This window comes from Mesorhizobium sp. SARCC-RB16n (assembly GCF_008520305.1).
GTDB lineage: Bacteria > Pseudomonadota > Alphaproteobacteria > Rhizobiales > Rhizobiaceae > Mesorhizobium.
Genome location: NZ_ML703284.1, coordinates 12,355 through 29,486 on the forward strand (window position 1 = coordinate 12,355; position 17,132 = coordinate 29,486).

Sequence of the window (17,132 nt, forward strand, 5' to 3'; positions counted from 1 at the left end):
GCCGTCGAGGATCTACCTGCGGAAATCAAAGCGCAGGCGGAAGCCGTGATTACCCAGACCAGTGCGGAAGATCTGTTGCGGCTGCAGAACTCCATCGATGCATCGCCTCAGGCAACAACGGCGCTGAGGGCGAACGGGCTCAACTCTTCGCAGGTCGTGGCCGCCAACATTGATGGTGATGGCACGCTGACATTGATCATCCAGACGACAACGTGATCGGCACCCCGAACGATACGGCCACGCCGTGAAGCAACGAAACGCAGATATCGCCGAGAGCCGCCATGGCCGAAGCCGCTGTTCGCAACTTCACCATCAATTTCGGACCTCAGCATCCGTCGGCCCACGGGGTTTTACGGTTGGTGCTGGAACTGGATGGCGAGATCGTCGACCGTGCCGATCCACATATCGGCCTGCTCCATCGCGGCACGGAAAAGCTTATAGAGCACAAGAACTATCTGCAGGCGCTGCCCTATTTCGACCGGCTGGATTACGTCGCACCGATGAATCAGGAGCATGCCTTCTGCCTCGCCGCCGAGAAATTGCTCCAAATATCGGTGCCAAGGCGTGGGCAACTTATCCGCGTCCTGTTTTGCGAAATCGGCCGGCTTCTGTCGCATCTCCTCAACGTCACGACCCAGGCCATGGACATAGGCGCCCTGACCCCGCCGCTCTGGGGTTTCGCAGAGCGTGAGAAGTTGATGGTCTTCTACGAGCGCGCCTCCGGCGCCCGCATGCATGCGAATTATTTCAGGATTGGAGGCGTTCACCAGGATCTGCCTCCCGCGCTTCTCGACGACATCTGGGATTTCTGCGACCCGTTCCTCAAGGTCTGCGACAATCTTGACGGCCTGCTCACCAACAATCGTATCTTCAAGCAACGCAATGTCGATGTTGGCGCGATTGGCCTCGATGACGCCTGGGCGTGGGGCTTCTCCGGCGTGATGGTACGTGGATCCGGGGCGCCATGGGACCTGCGCAAGGCACAGCCATACGAATGCTATCCCGAGATGGATTTCGACATTCCCGTCGGCAAGAACGGAGACTGTTACGATCGTTACCTGGTTCGCATGGAGGAAATGCGCCAGTCGGTCCGGATCATGAAGCAATGCCTGGGAAAACTGCGCTCACCGGAAGGCCGTGGGCCTGTGGCAATTCCGAACCAGAAGATCACACCGCCACCACGCGCCAAGATGAAACGCTCGATGGAAGCGACCATCCATCATTTCAAACTTTATACCGAAGGCCATCGTGTGCCGGCCGGAGAAGTCTACGCCGCCGTCGAAGCGCCGAAAGGGGAATTCGGCGTCTATCTGGTTTCGAACGGAAGCAATGTTCCCTATCGATGCAAGATACGTGCGCCGTCCTTTGCCCATCTGCAGGCGATGGATTTCCTGTCCAGAGGTCACATGATCGCCGATGTCGCCGCAATCATCGGATCCCTTGACATCGTGTTCGGCGAGATCGATCGCTGACCGATGCGCGGATCACATGCCTCTGTCTAGATCGGTGGCCTCACCGACATGGCGCATCATGCGACGAAAGCTCATCGAGATATGAGCGCGCCTTATGTGGCCGATCGATTCCCAATCTCCGATTTCCGCCGCGGCAAGGACTTCCTCCATCTCCCGGCGGAAGGCGGTGAATTCTTCGACAAGACCCAATTGCGGCATCATCTTCAGCACGACCCGCGCCACCTGAAAATACAGGCGCTCGCTGATCTCGCGCAGTGGCTGATTGCCGGTCATCGCGGTGAGTTCGTAGAAGAAATCCATGTTAAGGCGAAGGAAGGCGCGCTGGTCGGGGTTCAGAACATCGGAATCACAGCGCGTGATGAGCGCTCGAATCCGATCGAGATCCTCCGCCGTGCGCGGGATCGGCGAAAGCTTGCCGACGAGGAGCGCCAGCTCCAGCCTGAGGTGGTAAACCTGCTGCAGTTCCTCGATATCGACATCGGTGACGATCGTGCCGACGCCGTGGACGGATTGGACGAGACCTTCGGATTCGAGGCGCGCCAGCACACGTCGAACCGGTGTCCGGCTGATCTCGAATTCCTGAGCCAGCTCTTCCTCGGAGAGATGGCTTCCCGGTGCATAGTCGAGCAGGCAGATGCGGTCGCGCAAGATACGGTAGATGCGCTCGAACCGCTCGCGCGCCGAAGGCGGGCGCGGCTGCGGGTCGGCTGCGACCGTGGGCGCGGCATCCGTCTCAAGCGTCATCCAGCCTCCAGGACAGCGTGCAGGAACTGCCGTGTTCGTTCGTTCTTTGGCGCTCCGAACAGTTCGCCTGGCGGCCCCTGCTCGCAGATCTTCCCTTGGTAGAAGAAGCAGACGCGATCGGAAAACTCCTTGGCGAAGCCCATCTGATGGGTGACCATCAGCATGGTCAGATCGTGCTCGCGACCGATCTGCCTTATCACCTGCAGCACTTCGCCGACAAGCTCCGGGTCGAGCGCCGACGTTACCTCGTCGAACAGCATGATCTTGGGCCGCATGGCCAGCGCCCTGGCAATGGCCACGCGCTGCTGCTGGCCACCGGACAACTGAGACGGGTAGTGGTCCTTCTTCTGGGATAGGCCGACCAGGTCGAGAAGCTCTGCCGCCCGTGCTTCTGCTTCCGCCCGCTTCATGCCGAGCACCGTCATCGGCGCCTCGATACAGTTGGCCATTGCCGTCATATGCGGGAAGAGATTGAAGGACTGGAACACCATACCGATCTTCGCCCTGATGCGGCGGATATGGGCAAGGTCGGCAGGCACGAGTTTGCCGTTCTTCTTCATGTGGGTCAGCGGCTCGCCCTCGACCCAGATGACGCCATCGTTGATCGTCTCCAGCGTCATCAGCATGCGCAGCACGGTCGTCTTGCCGGAGCCGGACGGGCCGATGACGGAGACTTTTTCGCCACGCGCGATTTCAAGATTGAGTTCGTCGAGAACGGTTAGCGTGCCGTAGCGCTTCGAGACATTTTCGAAACGGACCATCGGTTGTTCGGTCATCGCACGGTCCTCCGGTTAAGCAAGCGTTCGAGAGCGCGGATGAGCGCGGCTGAAACCAGGCTCATGGCAAGGAAGAACAGGCCGACCAGCGTTATCGGCTCGGTGTAGCGGAAGGTGTCGGAGCCGATGATCTTGGCCGTTTGCATCAGCTCCATCACCGCGATCGCGGAGAGCAGCGGCGTCTCCTTGAACAGGGCGACGAGGTAGTTGCCAAGCGCCGGAACGATCGGCGGAATCGCTTGCGGGATGATGATGTCGCGGAACGTCGTCCAGGCCGACAGATTGAGCGCGATCGAGGCTTCCCACTGGCCGCGATGGATGTTGTCGAAACCGGCGCGATAGACCTCGGAGCAATAGGCGGCATAGTGGATGCCAATGGCAAGCACCCCGGCAGTGAAGGCATCGAGCACTAGGCCGAATTTCGGGAAGACGAAATAGATGAAGAATATCTGGATAAGCAGCGGCGTCGAACGGATCAGTTCGACCAGCACCGAAATCGTCCAGCCGGTCCGTGGCACCGCGATGCGAACGACCGCCAAGACCAGGCCGAGGGTGGCAGCAAGCACGAAGCTTATCAGCGTCGCCTCCACCGAAACGACGGCCGCCTGCGCCAGCACCGGCAGGATCTCGAGGGTGAAGCTCCAGTCCCAGATCATGCTGCCTTCCCCCGCGCCAGACCGGCCGATGCACGCCTTTCGAGCAGCCGCATGCCGATGGTGAGGACCAGCGACATGACGAGATACATCAGCAGGACGAGCGTGAAGATCGGGATGGTCTTGAACGTATTCTGGTTCATCTGCTGCGCCTTGAAGGCAAGGTCGGAGAGCGTGATCAGCGAGACCAGCGACGTCGATTTGAGAAGCTCGATGAACAAATTGCCCCAAGGCGGGATCATGGCGACGAAAGCCTGCGGCAGGATAACCCGCCTCAGCATCTGGGCTCGGCTCATGTTCAATGCCGTGCATGCCTCCCACTGGCCGCGAGCGACGGACAGGATCGCGCCGCGCACCACCTCCGACCCGTAGGCGCCGACGTTCAGGCCAAGTGCCACGACCGCCACCAGAAACGCATCGAGCGTGACGCCGAATTGCGGCAGCACGAAAAACAGCCAGAACAGTTGCACCAGCGCCGAGGTGCCGCGAAAGATCTCAACATACACCGTTGCCAGCCATCTGAGCGGCGCCGGGCCATAAAGCCTGACGAGCGCGGCAAGCACGCCCATGACGATCGCGAGCAGGCTGCCAAGGATGGCGATCTCGATCGTCAGGACCGCCCCTTGCAGCAGGCCGGGCAGAAACAGGCTGTAAGCCTGCTGGGTCGCCAGGACACCGATGACCGCGAGTGCAGCCGCCAGCATCGCTACAAGCGTGCCAATTCCCATCTGCGTCTCCAAAAAAGAGGCGGCGCCTTCGCGCCGCCAGCAGTTGGGAACCCTATTTTCCGGCGCAGAGTTCGGCGGTGGTCTTGTTCGGCAGGTAGTCCTTGCCGAAGCCCAGCGGTTCAACCAGGGCGATATGCTCAGGTGAGCCGAGGAATTTCTTCAGCTCGGCATTGAAAGCCTGTTGCAGGTCGGTGTCTTCCTTGCGGAAGCCGAAGCCGCCATGGCCCTTCACCGATTTGCCGGCCACCTCGCCGAATGGCTTCGTCGATTCCACCCCGTCAGCCTTCTTGGCCATGTCGGCGATCGAAAGCGCGGTCAGCGCGGCAGCGTCGGCGCGGCCCGACTGAACCGCGGCGACCAGGCTGGACTGGTCGGGCAAAGCGACGATCTGCCCGGCGGCGACGCCGGCGTCCTTGGCATAGCCGCCTTCGACGGCGCCGGCCATCACAGCCAGCTTGAGATCCGGATTGTCCTTGATGCTGGAATAGTCCTTCACGCCCTTGGGGTTGCCCTTGGCCACCAGCATGGCCTGGCCAATGCCGTAGGACGGCTCGGAGAAATTGATCTCGGCGCAGCGCTTCGGGTTGATGAACATGCCGGCTGCGATGATGTCGAAGCGGCCAGCCTTGAGGCCCGGGATGAGTGATCCGAATTCGGTCAGCACGCCGTCGACCTGCGGGATGCCCATCTTGGCAAGCACCGCCTTGGCGACTTCCGGCGCCTCGCCGGTCAGCTTGCCGTCGGGCGTGGCGAAGCCGAACGGTGCCTCGTTGGCGAAGCCGACGCGGATGTAGCCGTCCTTCTTGGCCCGTTCGAGAGTGGTCTCCGCATGGGCGGGCAAGGACGCCAGTGACGTGGCGGCAAGCGCAAGACAGGCCGCCGCCTTCACGACGAAGCGACGCGATATCGATGATTTGAACATGCTTTTCTCCCGTTGAACTACCGATGATTGCTCCCAGCGCAGTGAACCTTCTTCGAGGCTGAAACGCGCTTGACCAGACGTATACAACTGCCTTAGAGATTGCGCAAGCAAAGACACGAAATCCGCTGAAAATTCGCTGAGCGCGTGGCGACCTTGCATCTAGTTGTGCACAATTTAGGCAAATTTGGCCAACTCAATGGGACGACAGCATATCCAGAAGGCAGGGCAACTCAGGTGACGAACGCGGAATATTCTCGCAGCGGGAGGATCGCGGCGGCGAACGCCTCGCGCACACGTCGTTGTCGTCTGACCATGACTGGCGGGAAGCCGGACCTGCCGAGAAACCATGACGGCGACGAAGCCGGCAACAAAGCATGAGGATGCCCGATGGACCGCAATCCCTTCTCCGAAACCGAAATCGCCGGCCGCCTCGTAAGGATCCGCAAGGCGCTGGCCGAGCGCGAACTCGACGCCGCGGTCTTTGCTTCGCCCGAGAACGTCTTCTATCTTACCGGGCTCGACCACTGGGGCTATTTTGCCCCTCACCTGCTAGTCGTCCCGCTCCAGGGAAAACCTGTCCTGGTCACCCGTTCGATGGAAAGGGTGACGATCGAGAAGCAGGTGACTGCGGCAGAATTCCGCGGCCATTCCGATAGCGAAACAGCGGCTGATCTCGCCGCACGGGTGTTGGCGGAACTTGGTCTCTCCGGCAAGCGGCTCGGCCTTGAATACTGGACGGCAGGCTTGAGTCATGGGCTTGCCGTGGCCTTGCAGACGCAAGTCGATGGCAAGTGGAGCGACGTTTCCGGCCTGATCGACAGGATGCGGCGGGTGAAGAGCGCCGAGGAACAAGCCCTGATGCGGCTGGCCGCGGAGGTGACCGACGCCGCCGCCGGAGCCGCGATTGCAGCGATTTCGGACGGCGCCGCCGAACAGGAGGTCGCCGCCCAATGTGTTTCGGCGATGATCCGCGCCGGCGGCCATGCGCCAGGCTTTGGTCCTTTCATCCGACCGGCAGCGCGACTGGGCGAAGAGCACACGACTTGGGGCGATGGTATCTATCGCAAGGGCGAACCGGTCTTCGTCGAACTGTCCGGCTGTATCTCGCGCTACCACGCACCACTCGGCCGGCTTGTCCGCATCGGCTACATCAGCGACGAGGACGCTAGGATGGCCGAAGTGACCGCCAGGGCGTTCGACGCGGTCGTCAAGGCTCTGCGTCCGGGCACCAAGGCGCGCGATGTCTATGCCGCATGGCAGGCTGTCGCCGACGAGGCCGGCCTTTCCCATTATCGCCGTCATCACTGCGGCTATCTTGTCGGTGCCGGCCAGCCGCCCTCTTGGACCGGCGGCAATTCGGTGACAGGGCTCCGGCACGATTCGGATCTCGAAATCGAGACGGGGATGAGCTTCCACATCCTGTCCTGGCTGATGGGCACCGGCCGCGGCGACGACTTCGTCTCCAACACCGTGCTTTTGACCGATGCGGGCGCCGAAGTGCTGACCCGCACTCCAACCGGTCCGATCGTTCGGTAGGCCGCACGCATGGCACCCTACTCGGCATTCTCGATTTTGCGCAATGCGCTGTCCGGCCAGAAGAACTGGCAGCGCGCGTGGCGGGCGGCGGAGCCAAAACGCTCCTACGATGTGATCGTCGTCGGCGGTGGCGGACACGGCCTCGCTACTGCATTCTACCTCGCCGAGAACCACGGCGTCCGCAATGTCGCCGTCCTGGAGAAGGGTTATATCGGCGGCGGCAATGTCGGCCGCAACACCACCGTCATCCGCTCCAACTACCTGCTCGACGGCAACACCCAGTTCTACGAATTCTCGATGAAGCTCTGGGAGGGCATGTCGCAGGCGCTGAACTTCAACGTCATGTTCTCGCAGCGCGGCCAACTCGTCACCGCCCATTCAGCCGACCAGCTGGACGGCTTCGGCCACCGCGCGAACATCATGCGTCTGAACGGCATCGACGCCGATATTCTCGATCGCGACGACGTGCGGCGGCTGGTGCCCTATCTCGACTTTTCCGACACGGCCCGCTTCCCGATCCATGGCGCCATCTTCCAGGGCCGCGCGGGCACGGCGCGCCATGACGCCGTAGCCTGGGGCTATGCCCGCGCTGCCGATGGCCATGGCGTCGACATCATCCAGAATTGCGAAGTGACGGGCTTTATCCGCGATGGCAACGGGATCGTTGGCGTCGAAACGACGAAAGGTCGGATCGGGGCCGGCAAGGTCGGGCTTGCCGTCGCCGGCCATACATCCATGCTGGGCGCCAAGGCCCGCCTTGAACTGCCGATAGAAAGCCATGTCCTGCAGGCCTTCGTCACCGAACCGCTGAAGCCACTGGTCGACCATGTCGTCGCCTACGGCGCCGATCATTTCTACGTCAGCCAGTCGGACAAGGGCGGGTTGGTCTTCGGCGGCAATCTCGATGGTTACAATTCCTACGCCCAGCGCGGCAATCTCGGCGTCGTGCGCGAAGTGGCGGAGGCGGCGATCGCGCTGATGCCTTGCATCTCGCGCATCCGTCTGCTGCGTCATTGGGGTGGCGTCATGGACATGACACCCGACGCCAGTCCGATCATCTGCCCGACGCCGGTCGATGGGCTCTATCTCAACGGCGGCTGGTGCTATGGCGGCTTCAAGGCGACGCCGGCTTCTGGCTGGTGCTTCGCCCATACCATCGCCACCGGCAAGCCGCATCCCTTGATCGCTGCCTACGGGCTCGACCGTTTTCGGACTGGCCGCACGCTGGACGAGGCCGGCGCCGGCCCCTCCGCCTGGCTGCAATAGGAGGCGGGAAGAAAATGCTGCGCTTCGAATGCCCGTGCTGCGGCCCGCGTGACCATGACGAATTCCGCTATGGCGGCGATGCTTCCGTCAGGCGTCCGGCCCATGACGATCCCGATCCGGAGGCCTGGTATGCCTATGTCTATGTCCGGAAAAACCCGGCGGGCCTTCACCGCGAATTCTGGCAGCACGTGACCGGCTGCCGCCAATGGCTGGTGGTCGAGCGCGACACGCGCACCCACGTCATTTCCACGGTCACCTTCGCCAGGGCGTCGCAAGCATGAACGCCCAGAACAAGCGGATGCCAAAGGGCGGCCGCGTCGATCGCTCCCATTCCATTGAATTCAGCTTCGACGGCGAAGGACTAGCCGGATATCGCGGCGACACGCTTGCATCCGCATTGCTCGCCAACGGTGTCACCCTGGTCGGGCGCAGCTTCAAATATCATCGCCCGCGCGGCATTCTTTCCGCCGGGCCGGAGGAGCCGAACGCACTGGTCACGCTCGGAACTGGCGGCAGGCGCGAGCCGAACCTGCCGGCAACGACGCTGGAACTTGGCGCTGGCATGGCCGCGGAAAGCCAGAACCGCTGGCCGTCGCTCGCCTTCGACGTGCAGAGCGCCAACGGCCTGTTCGCACCGTTCCTTTCGGCCGGCTTCTACTACAAAACCTTCATGGGTCCGACGCGGCGCTCCTGGAAGGTCTACGAGCATTTCATTCGCAGGGCCGCAGGTCTGGGCCGGGCCGGTACCGAACCGGATCCCGATCGCTATGAGGTTCGTCATGCCTTTGCCGATGTTGCAATCATCGGCGCCGGTCCGGCAGGATTATCGGCGGCACGCGCCGCCGCCGCGGCCGGCGCGCGGGTCGTGCTGATCGAGCAGGATTTCCTTCTCGGCGGCCAGCTTCTGGCCGAACGGTCCGACGGCGCGGCCGCCTCATGGTTGAGCCGGGTCGAAGCCGAACTGAACAGCTTCGAAACCGTCACGCTGATGAAGCGAACCAGCGCCTTCGGCATCTACGACGGCAATGTCATAGGCCTGGTCGAACAACGCAACCAAGACTGTCCGCCGTATTCCGGGCAAGCTCGGCAGACAGTCACCATGCTTCGCGCTCGCTCGCTGGTTTTCGCCACGGGCGCCATCGAGCGTCCAATGGTGTTCCCGAACAATGACCTGCCCGGCGTCATGCTTGCCTCGGCCGCCCGAATATATCTCAACCGTTTCGCTGTCCTGCCGGGCAGGAAAATTATCGTCGCCACCACCAATGACGGCGCCTGGCGCACGGCCTTCGACCTTGCCGTGGCCGGCGCGGAGGTAACGGTTGTGGACCTGCGCACCACTATCCCTCCAGCGCTTGTCGTGGAGGCCACACGCCTCGGGGTCACGGTGCGGACCGCAACACGCATTCTCAACCTGCGCGGAGGCCATTCGGTGAAGCGCGCAACGCTCAAAGGACCGGACGGCCAATTCGAGGCTGCCTGTGATCTGGTTTGCATGTCCGGCGGCTGGTCGCCGACCGTGCACCTCGCCTCGCATCTGGGCGTCAAGCCTCGATATCGCGAAGACATCGGCGGCTTTGTGCCAGGTGTGTTTCCGGCCAACCAGTTCGGCGCCGGCGCGATGATGGGAATTTATGCAACCGCCGATACCAACGAGGACGGTCACCGTGCCGGCATCGAAGCCGCATCCTTCTGTGGCAAGTCGGCACCAGTGCCAGCGCCTTCGAAGCTCGATCTGGGCGAAACCGTCCCGGCCCTGCTGCGCGACTTCCCGTGCGCCCAAGGCGGAAAAGCGTTCGTCGATTTCCAGATGGATGTGACGACTAAGGACATCGAACTCGCCCACCGCGAAGGTTATGAGTCGATCGAGCATCTGAAGCGCTACACAACGCTCGGTATGGGTACCGACCAAGGCAAGACCAGCAATTTTCCGGGCCTGTCCGCGATGGCCGCCTTGCGCGGCGCAACAATCCCCGAGACCGGCACCACGACCTTCCGCCCGCCCTTCACGCCGGTCGCCATCGGCGCGCTTGCCGGACGCGCCACCGGCCACCATTTCAAGCCGTTCCGCCGCACGCCCATGCATGACTGGCATTTGGCAAACGGTGCAGAGATGCTTGAAGTCGGTCTGTGGATGCGGCCTTGGTTCTATCGGCAGTCCGGGGCCGACGTGAGCGAAGCCTATGTCGCCGAAATGCGGAATGTGCGCCGGGCTGCCGGCTTGATGGACATCTCTACCCTGGGCAAGATCGACGTCCAGGGTCCTGACGCCGCAACGTTCCTCGACCGGATCTACGCCAACGGCTTCGCCAAGCTGCAGGTCGGCCGCGCCCGGTACGGCGTCATGCTGCGCGACGATGGCATCGTATTCGACGACGGCACCACGACCCGGCTAGCGGAAAGCCGGTTCTTCATGACCACGTCGACCGCCAAGGCCGCCGACGTGCTGTCGCGGTTGGAATTCCTTCTGGATACCGCATGGCCGGAACTGCGCGTCGCGGTTTCCTCGGTGAGCGATGAATGGGCGGCGATGTCGATCGCTGGACCGGAGAGTCGTGCGATCCTTGCGGCGGCGTTTCCGTCGCTCGACGTTTCTAACGAAGCGCTGCCGCATATGGGCTCGTACGAGGGCGAATGGCGAGGCCGCGCGCTGCGCATCCTGCGTCTCAGCTATTCCGGCGAGCGCGCCTATGAAATCTATGTCGGCGCAACCGCCGGTGAACAGCTCTGGAGCAGCTTGCTCGAAGCTGGCAGGCCCCTGGACTTGAAGCCCTACGGCGTCGAGGCGCTCGGTGCGCTGCGTGTCGAGAAAGGCCATGTCGCGGGACCTGAAATCGATGGACGCACGACGCTCGACGATCTCGGCCTTGGCCGTATGGTCGGCAAGCGCAGCGGCTTTGTCGGCGATGTGCTGCGGCGGCGCCCAGCCCTGCTCGCGCATGACAGGCAACGCCTGGTCGGCCTGGAATGCATGGAGGACGGAAAGCGGCTGCGCGGCGGCTCCGTCCTGTTCCGACCGGACGAGAAAGCAACCGGTCATGGGCGGGGGCGCGTCACCTCCGTCACCTTCAGTCCCGAACGTGACCGCTATGTCGGGCTGGCGCTGCTTGCCGGCGACCTCGCCACCGAGGGGAGCGAGGTCGTGGCCGTCTATCCCATGAAGGCGGAGACCGTGCGAGCCCGCATCGTCTCGCCGATATTCCTCGATCCGCAAGGAGAACGGCTGCATGGCTAGCACGGATTTCAGCCTTTCCGTGGCCGATTGCCCACTCATCCAGGTCGAAGGCTGGGACGGAACGCTGAGCCAATTCGAATCGAGCCTCTCGGCGTCGCTCGGTGCAAAACTTCCCGCCTCGGTCGGAGAGACGGTTCGCCACCAGAGCCTTCTCGCCATCCGCATTGCACCTCGGCGTCTGTGGCTGGCTCTCGACGATGGGACGCAAGCGCCGGCTCTCGCCATCGATCCGGACCTCGGCTGTTCGGTTTGTCTTGGCGAAGGTCGCGTGCGGTTCAGCCTGGCCGGGGTCGACGTCCCGAGCGTTCTCTCAACCTGCATGGCCGTCGACTGGCATGCGCCGGCCGCCGCTCCGGGCCGGGCCGTGCAGACATCCTTCCACCATGTGCCGGTGCTCTTGCTGCGCACCGGCGAGACCGCATGCGACCTCATTGTGCCACGAACCTTCTCTCGCAGCCTCCATGATTGGATTGAAGACCACTAGGCCAGTCCCGCGGGGAACTGGTGCGAAGCCATTTACCCTTGCTGGCCAGAGCAGCGGCAGACCAGGACCCGCTGACCACATAACTCTTCCTGCTCTTTTCGTCCCTAGGCCACGAAAACCACCTTCACCAGCTCGCGCAGGCTCCGATCATGAGTAATCGCTCACGGAACAAGAGGTCTCGGTGTGCGTTGCGGTTTCTCGAGACAGCAGGCGTGCCGCTCGATAGGAAAGGAGGCAGTTCAATGTTGCCGCATATTGAAACGTGCGACGTGGCTGCGGCTGTCGACCAACGCCTGAACGAGCGATGCAACGATTTACTGTCGATGCACGCACTAATCGCCGCGCTCCGGGAACGCACGGGAACGGAGCGTTCCGACGCGGATCTGGAAGGACTGATCACCAAGAAGGCGGCGCTCTTCGGCGTCGCGGTGCTATCCGACAGGGATTGAAGCGACAGCGCTATTGGCTACAGTCGATCAGTTTTGTCGTAGGCGCGCGCCGCGGACGATGACGATAGCGGTTCGCCTACCATGCCTCGTCTTGCCCCTTTCGACCTTCTATACTCCGAGGACCGCTTTCACCCGCTCACGCGTATAGGGAAGGTCGTGGATGCGCTTTCCCGTTGCATGCCGGAACGCATTGGCGATCGCGCCGGCTGTTGGCCCTTGCGCCGCTTCCGCCACGCCAAGATAGGGTGAGCCCGGATTGTCGACGACGTGCACTTCGAGGCTGTCCGGTACGGCGCTGAAGCGCAGGATTGGATAGGCTGACCAGTCAGCGCTGAGAATGCGGGTGTCGTCGAAATGAACGGCCTCGTAGAGCGTCCAGCTCAGCGATTGCAATATGCCGCCTTCGGTCTGGTTGACGATCGAATCCGGAGCCACCGCCTCACCGCAGTCGACCGCGCACACGACGTGCGAGATGGCGATGGCGCCGCTGTCCCGGTCCACGTCCGCTTCCAGTGCGATGGCGAGATAGGCGGCGTGGTTCTTGTACTTGGCGAAGGCAAAGCCCCTGCCCCGGCCTTCAGGCATCGGGTCGTTGCTCCAGCCGAATTTCTCCGCCGCCACCTCGATCACCTTCCTGGCGCGCGCGTCGTTCAGGTGCCGCAGCCTGTATTCGACGCGGTCGGCATTGGCTGCCAGGGCCAGCTCGTCCATGAAGCTTTCAATGGAGAAGACGTTGCAATAGGCACCGAGGCCGCGCAGCGCCGAGACGCGGACCGGCATGTCGGCGACGAAATGCCAGTTCACGCGCTGGTTCGGCACGTCGTAGAGCGGGATGGCGTTGCGGTCGCCATTGCCGAGCGGCGATATCTGCAGCTTGGCGGGATCGGGGGCAAAATGCTTTGCCATCAGCCGTCCGGCAATCAGCGAACCGGCCGAACCCGGCCGCGTACCGTGGTTGTTGCTCCACAGATCATAGTGCCAGCTGACGATGGACCCTTTGTCGTCAAGCGTGGCGCTGGTCCTGGTCAGCATTGCCGGGCCGTAAGGCTCCCACAGATGCTCCTGGTCGCGCATCCATTGCACGCGCACCGGCGTGCCGGGCAGCGCCTGGGCGATCAGCGCGGCGTCGGCTGCCGCATCGTCGGCGCCATTGTGGCCGTAGCAGCCGGACCCCTCGGCGTGGATGCAGCGCACCTTCTCCGGCGGCACATCAAGCATCTGCGCAATCGCCTTGCGGTCGGGATAGACGCCTTGCGTATGCGTCCACACCGTCGTCAAGCCGTTGTCGACAATGGCCACCGCGCTGGAAGGGCCGATCGAGCCATGCATCTGGTAGGCTCGGGTGAACTGCGCTTCGATCGTCCTTGCGCCGGGCATGGTGTCGGCGCCAACCGAGGTCACGATGCCGACCTTGGCAACCGATTTCTCAAGGAAGGCCGGAATCTGGTCCTGGTCCGGCAGGGCAGCTTGCTCCTGCCATGTCGCAGTCATCGCCAAGGCACGCATGGCCTTCACCGCCTGGAACTCTTGCCTTGCGACTACCGCCAGGAAGTCGCCGTCATGCACCATGGCCACCACGCCCGGCATCGCCTTGACCGCCACCTCGTTGAAACCGGTGAGTTTCGCCGCGTAGCTCGGCGGGCGCACGACGCGAGCATGCACCATGCCGGGCAGCCGCATATCCTGAACGAAAGCCTCGCCGCCGGTCACCTTGGCTGGAATGTCGACACGGGCGAAAGGCTTGCCGATCGCATGATAGGTCTCCGGCGCTTTCAGCCACGTGTCGGCGGCGGCATTGACATGCAGGAAATCGACCGCGACCAGGGCACCGTATCCAACCACGACGCCGCCCGGCCCGACCACCTTGCCGGCCTGCGCCTTCAACTGCTCGACCGGCACGCCGAGCTTCTCGCTGGCCTTGGCTACCAGGATTTGGCGCACCTGCGCCGACGCATAGCGGATGGCCGTGCCGCTGTTCTGGATCGTCTGGCTGCCGGCCGTATAGCCTTCGTCGGGCGTCAGCGCGGTATCGGCGGTGATCAGTCTGATTGCGGCGGGCTCGATCTCCAGCTCCTCAGCCGCAATCTGGCGCAACGACGTCTTGGTGCCCTGGCCAAGCTCGGCCTTGCCGGTGAAGACGGTGATCGAGCCGTCGGCATCGATGCGGATCCAGGCATCCAGCAGCGGCGTATCGGCAAGACTGCCCGGCAGCGCCAGTGGCTTCGCAGGCGCCGGTGCCGGGTTCGCCGCCTCCTGCGCATGGACCGGGATGGTGAAGGACACGACCAGCGCGCCGGCGCCCGCCAGAAAGCCGCGCCGCGTCACATCGGGAAAATCGGGGGCGTTCATGATGCCCTCCCCGTCGTGCCCGACGAAGCGGCCGATGTCGATCTCATCTTGTCGCGGGCACGTGCGACGGCGCGCAGGATGCGCATATGAGTGCCGCAACGGCAAAGGTTCGGTTCCAGCGCCTGCCGGATGTCGGCGTCGCCGGCGTCGGGCTTGGCCTCGAGCAGGGCCTGCGCCCGCATCATCATGCCGGCGATGCAATAGCCGCATTGCGCCGCCTGCTCCTCGATGAAGGCTGCCTGCATCGGCCCCGGCTCGTCCAGCGTGCCCAGCCCCTCCACCGTCTTGATCTGGCGCCCCTCCACCAGCATCACCGGCGTCAGGCACGAAAAGACCGCCTTGCCGTCGACCATCACCGTGCAGGCGCCGCACTGGCCGAGTCCGCAGCCGAACTTGGCGCCGTTGAGCTTCAGGTCGTTGCGCAGCACGTAGAGCAGCGGCGTCGCGGGATCGGCTTCGACCTCGTGCGGGACGCCGTTAACGCTGAGCTTCATCATCTGGCTCCTGCTTCGTCATTTGTCCTGGGCCCCAACATTGGCTGGGCCGCGCTCGATGCCGTCGGAGGGGCGCACGCTGACCGGGTATTTGCCGCCTCTGGTGGCGGCCAGCCGATCGGCGGCATCGGGCCAGGCCGGCTGGCCGGCGAAGGCCTCGCGCAGATAAGCGAGCAGATCGGTCACCTGGTCGTCGCGCAGCGTCGCGGCAAAACCCGGCATGATGGCGCTCTGGCGTCCGCTTGCCGCCGGCAGGCCGAACAGCACCGTGTTGATGGCGTTCTGCGGGCTGGGCGCGTTGACCGTGCTCGACAGGTGGAAATCCAGACCGCCGAACGGCTGCGGGCGGCTGCCGTCATGGCAGGTCGCGCAAGCCGCCTGGAAGATCACCGCGCCGCGCCCGGTCGGAGTCTCGGCCTTTGCCGACACCGGGATGGGTATTGCGCCCGCATCGGTGGAGAGCTTTGTGCGGATCTCGCGCGCTTTCGCAACACGCTGCGGCGCCGGTTCGCCCATTCGCGAGACGACATAGGTGGCCATGGCGCTGATGTCGGCATCCGGAAGGCGGCCGAGATTGCCGGTCACCTCGCCCATCGGGCCGTTGGCGACGCCGTGGTCAGCATGCCAGCCCTGGCGCAGATAGGCAAACAGGCTGTCATGCGTCCACGGCACCGGCGCCGGCGAGCCGGCATCGAGCGCGAAGGCGGCCCAGCCTTCGGCTTCGCCGCCGGCAAGATGCGATCCCTTCTTCTCGGCCCCAAGCCTGTTGCGCGGCGTGTGGCAGGCGCCGCAGTGTCCGAGCCCGTTGACGAGATAGGCGCCACGGTTCCACTCGGCACTCTGCGACGCGACATCTCGATAGGCGCCCTTGTCGAAGAACAGCAGCTTCCAGCCGGCCAGCACCAGGCGCACATTGAGCGGAAACGGCAATTCGTTGGCGCGCGGGCGCCTGTTCACCGGCTGGCGCGTCATCAGATAGGCATAGAGCGCGCCGTTATCCTTGTCGGAGACCAGCGTGAAATGATCGTAGGGAAAGGCCGGATAGAGGTGGTTTCCAGCGCGGTCGACACCTTCGCGCATGGCGCGGGTGAAGGCCGCCTGCGACCAGCGGCCGATACCCGTCTCAGGGTCAGGCGTGATATTGGTGGAATATATCGTGCCGAACGGGGTCGGCACGGCAAGCCCGCCGGCAAATGACCTGTCACCCGGCCTGGTGTGACAGGACGTGCAATTGCCCACTGAAGCCAGCACCGCCCCTTTCTCGATCAGCGCCTGGTCGAAGGCGGACCGGTGCGGCGGCTGGACAGGACCGATCGCCGGCTTCCGGGCATAGGCGAAGAGCCCCGCGCCAAATGCGACGACAAGGACAGCCACGCTCATCCAGAAGCGTTTCAAGACTGGGGCTCCTTTGGCAGGCCAGCCAGAGGCAGCGGTACAGACACCTGACTATTCCCGCGCATGAATATTCGCCGCCACGCAGGGAAAATTAGGCGCGATGCGGTTGTCGTCAATTGTCCGATTGCTGCAACTTGCAATCACCGTTTGCGGCCAGATGTCAGTTCCGTGGCGTGGATTGGAGGTTCTTCATTCTCGTCAGGATTGGACAGCGAAGTTTCGTCCGGCAGCCTGTCGGGCTCAGGCTCCTCGATCGGCTCAGGCTGACCGCCAGACCGGGCGCGCGTCCAGGAGCATGCCGGGCCGGCGCCGAAGGGCATGAAGCGGCCGGCGACACAATGGGTTAAGCCGGGCATTGCCGGCCGTGTGAAGCACTTGCAGGATTTTCGCGAGGAATGACACGATGACCGGCACCCCCGATGATCCACCAATTGAACGACGCTCGCATCTCCGCATACCTGTCCTAAAGGATCGGACCATTCATCGCCGAAAATGTGCACATCGGTTGCTCAGTCAGAAACCGTCCCTCAGTGACCTGAGTGAGGCCGGAGCACTTACAGCAGGTCAGGCGAATAGGATTCGCCTGACCTGCTGTAAGCTTCTGATTTTATGCATGTCGTTATCCCGGAACC

The 17,132-nt window shown here is 63.3% G+C and carries 16 protein-coding genes and 1 pseudogene; 8 read left to right on the top strand and 9 right to left on the bottom strand.

Translation table 11 applies throughout. The annotated features are described in order from the left end of the window. Both C7I87_RS26440 and C7I87_RS26445 read left to right on the top strand, forming a co-directional pair. Positions 1 to 216, top strand: a pseudogene (locus C7I87_RS26440) (hypothetical protein); the annotation flags it as partial. A 65-nt stretch (positions 217 to 281) separates the two neighbouring features. Further along, a complete protein-coding gene (locus C7I87_RS26445; protein WP_149906984.1) occupies positions 282 to 1,472 on the top strand; it encodes an NADH-quinone oxidoreductase subunit D in 1,191 nt (396 codons plus the stop codon). Positions 1,473 to 1,484: 12 nt separating this feature from the next. On the opposite strand, the gene C7I87_RS26450 is transcribed toward C7I87_RS26445, so the two are convergent. From C7I87_RS26450 to ehuB, 5 genes are read right to left on the bottom strand one after another with little or no spacing between them, the layout of a single operon-like run. Further along, entirely contained in the window at positions 1,485 to 2,216 is a 732-nt protein-coding gene (locus C7I87_RS26450; protein ID WP_149906985.1) for a GntR family transcriptional regulator, read from the bottom strand. After that, positions 2,213 to 2,992 carry an ectoine/hydroxyectoine ABC transporter ATP-binding protein EhuA gene (ehuA, locus tag C7I87_RS26455; protein WP_149906986.1) on the bottom strand — a complete coding sequence of 260 codons (780 nt, stop codon included), beginning with the start codon at positions 2,990 to 2,992 and terminating at the stop codon, positions 2,213 to 2,215. Before ehuA ends, C7I87_RS26450 begins: the two co-directional genes overlap by 4 nt. After that, positions 2,989 to 3,648, bottom strand: coding sequence for an ectoine/hydroxyectoine ABC transporter permease subunit EhuD (ehuD, locus tag C7I87_RS26460; protein WP_149906987.1), 660 nt, complete (start codon positions 3,646 to 3,648; stop codon positions 2,989 to 2,991). The genes ehuA and ehuD overlap by 4 nt, the downstream gene beginning before the upstream one ends. Then, positions 3,645 to 4,373, bottom strand: coding sequence for an ectoine/hydroxyectoine ABC transporter permease subunit EhuC (gene ehuC / locus C7I87_RS26465; RefSeq protein WP_149906988.1), 729 nt, complete (start codon positions 4,371 to 4,373; stop codon positions 3,645 to 3,647). The genes ehuD and ehuC overlap by 4 nt, the downstream gene beginning before the upstream one ends. 52 nt (positions 4,374 to 4,425) lie before the next feature. Then, complete coding sequence (ehuB, locus tag C7I87_RS26470) at positions 4,426 to 5,295, bottom strand: ectoine/hydroxyectoine ABC transporter substrate-binding protein EhuB (protein ID WP_149906989.1); 870 nt, start codon at positions 5,293 to 5,295, stop codon at positions 4,426 to 4,428. Between the two features lie 387 nt (positions 5,296 to 5,682). Between ehuB and C7I87_RS26475 the strand changes: the two genes are divergently transcribed. The 6 genes from C7I87_RS26475 to C7I87_RS26500 all read left to right on the top strand — a co-directional run bounded on the left by C7I87_RS26475 (position 5,683) and on the right by C7I87_RS26500 (position 12,262). Continuing rightward, positions 5,683 to 6,831: a M24 family metallopeptidase gene (locus tag C7I87_RS26475; RefSeq protein ID WP_149906990.1), complete on the top strand. Its 1,149-nt coding sequence runs from the start codon at positions 5,683 to 5,685 to the stop codon at positions 6,829 to 6,831. Positions 6,832 to 6,840: 9 nt separating this feature from the next. After that, positions 6,841 to 8,097, top strand: a complete 1,257-nt coding sequence (locus tag C7I87_RS26480; protein ID WP_149906991.1) for a sarcosine oxidase subunit beta family protein — start codon at positions 6,841 to 6,843, stop codon at positions 8,095 to 8,097. Positions 8,098 to 8,111: 14 nt separating this feature from the next. Then, positions 8,112 to 8,378, top strand: coding sequence for a sarcosine oxidase subunit delta (locus C7I87_RS26485; RefSeq protein WP_149906992.1), 267 nt, complete (start codon positions 8,112 to 8,114; stop codon positions 8,376 to 8,378). Continuing rightward, positions 8,375 to 11,329, top strand: coding sequence for a sarcosine oxidase subunit alpha family protein (locus tag C7I87_RS26490; RefSeq protein ID WP_149906993.1), 2,955 nt, complete (start codon positions 8,375 to 8,377; stop codon positions 11,327 to 11,329). Before C7I87_RS26485 ends, C7I87_RS26490 begins: the two co-directional genes overlap by 4 nt. Beyond that, entirely contained in the window at positions 11,322 to 11,813 is a 492-nt protein-coding gene (locus C7I87_RS26495; RefSeq protein ID WP_149906994.1) for a sarcosine oxidase subunit gamma family protein, read from the top strand. The genes C7I87_RS26490 and C7I87_RS26495 overlap by 8 nt, the downstream gene beginning before the upstream one ends. 242 nt (positions 11,814 to 12,055) lie before the next feature. Further along, the gene (locus C7I87_RS26500; RefSeq protein ID WP_149906995.1) at positions 12,056 to 12,262 is read left to right on the top strand and encodes a hypothetical protein; all 207 of its coding nucleotides are present in this window, start codon (positions 12,056 to 12,058) and stop codon (positions 12,260 to 12,262) included. Between the two features lie 108 nt (positions 12,263 to 12,370). Here C7I87_RS26500 and C7I87_RS26505 read toward each other — a convergent pair whose 3' ends face one another. From C7I87_RS26505 to C7I87_RS36825, 4 genes are all read right to left on the bottom strand, one after another. Continuing rightward, complete coding sequence (locus C7I87_RS26505; RefSeq protein ID WP_149906996.1) at positions 12,371 to 14,611, bottom strand: xanthine dehydrogenase family protein molybdopterin-binding subunit; 2,241 nt, start codon at positions 14,609 to 14,611, stop codon at positions 12,371 to 12,373. Then, positions 14,608 to 15,108 (bottom strand): (2Fe-2S)-binding protein, encoded by a 501-nt coding sequence (locus C7I87_RS26510; RefSeq protein ID WP_149906997.1) that lies wholly within the window; start codon positions 15,106 to 15,108, stop codon positions 14,608 to 14,610. The genes C7I87_RS26505 and C7I87_RS26510 overlap by 4 nt, the downstream gene beginning before the upstream one ends. A 15-nt stretch (positions 15,109 to 15,123) precedes the next feature. Further along, positions 15,124 to 16,485, bottom strand: a complete 1,362-nt coding sequence (locus C7I87_RS26515) for a c-type cytochrome (RefSeq protein WP_149907094.1) — start codon at positions 16,483 to 16,485, stop codon at positions 15,124 to 15,126. A 155-nt stretch (positions 16,486 to 16,640) separates the two neighbouring features. Then, the gene (locus C7I87_RS36825; protein ID WP_149907095.1) at positions 16,641 to 16,820 is read right to left on the bottom strand and encodes a hypothetical protein; all 180 of its coding nucleotides are present in this window, start codon (positions 16,818 to 16,820) and stop codon (positions 16,641 to 16,643) included. Between the last annotated feature and the right edge of the window lie 312 nt (positions 16,821 to 17,132).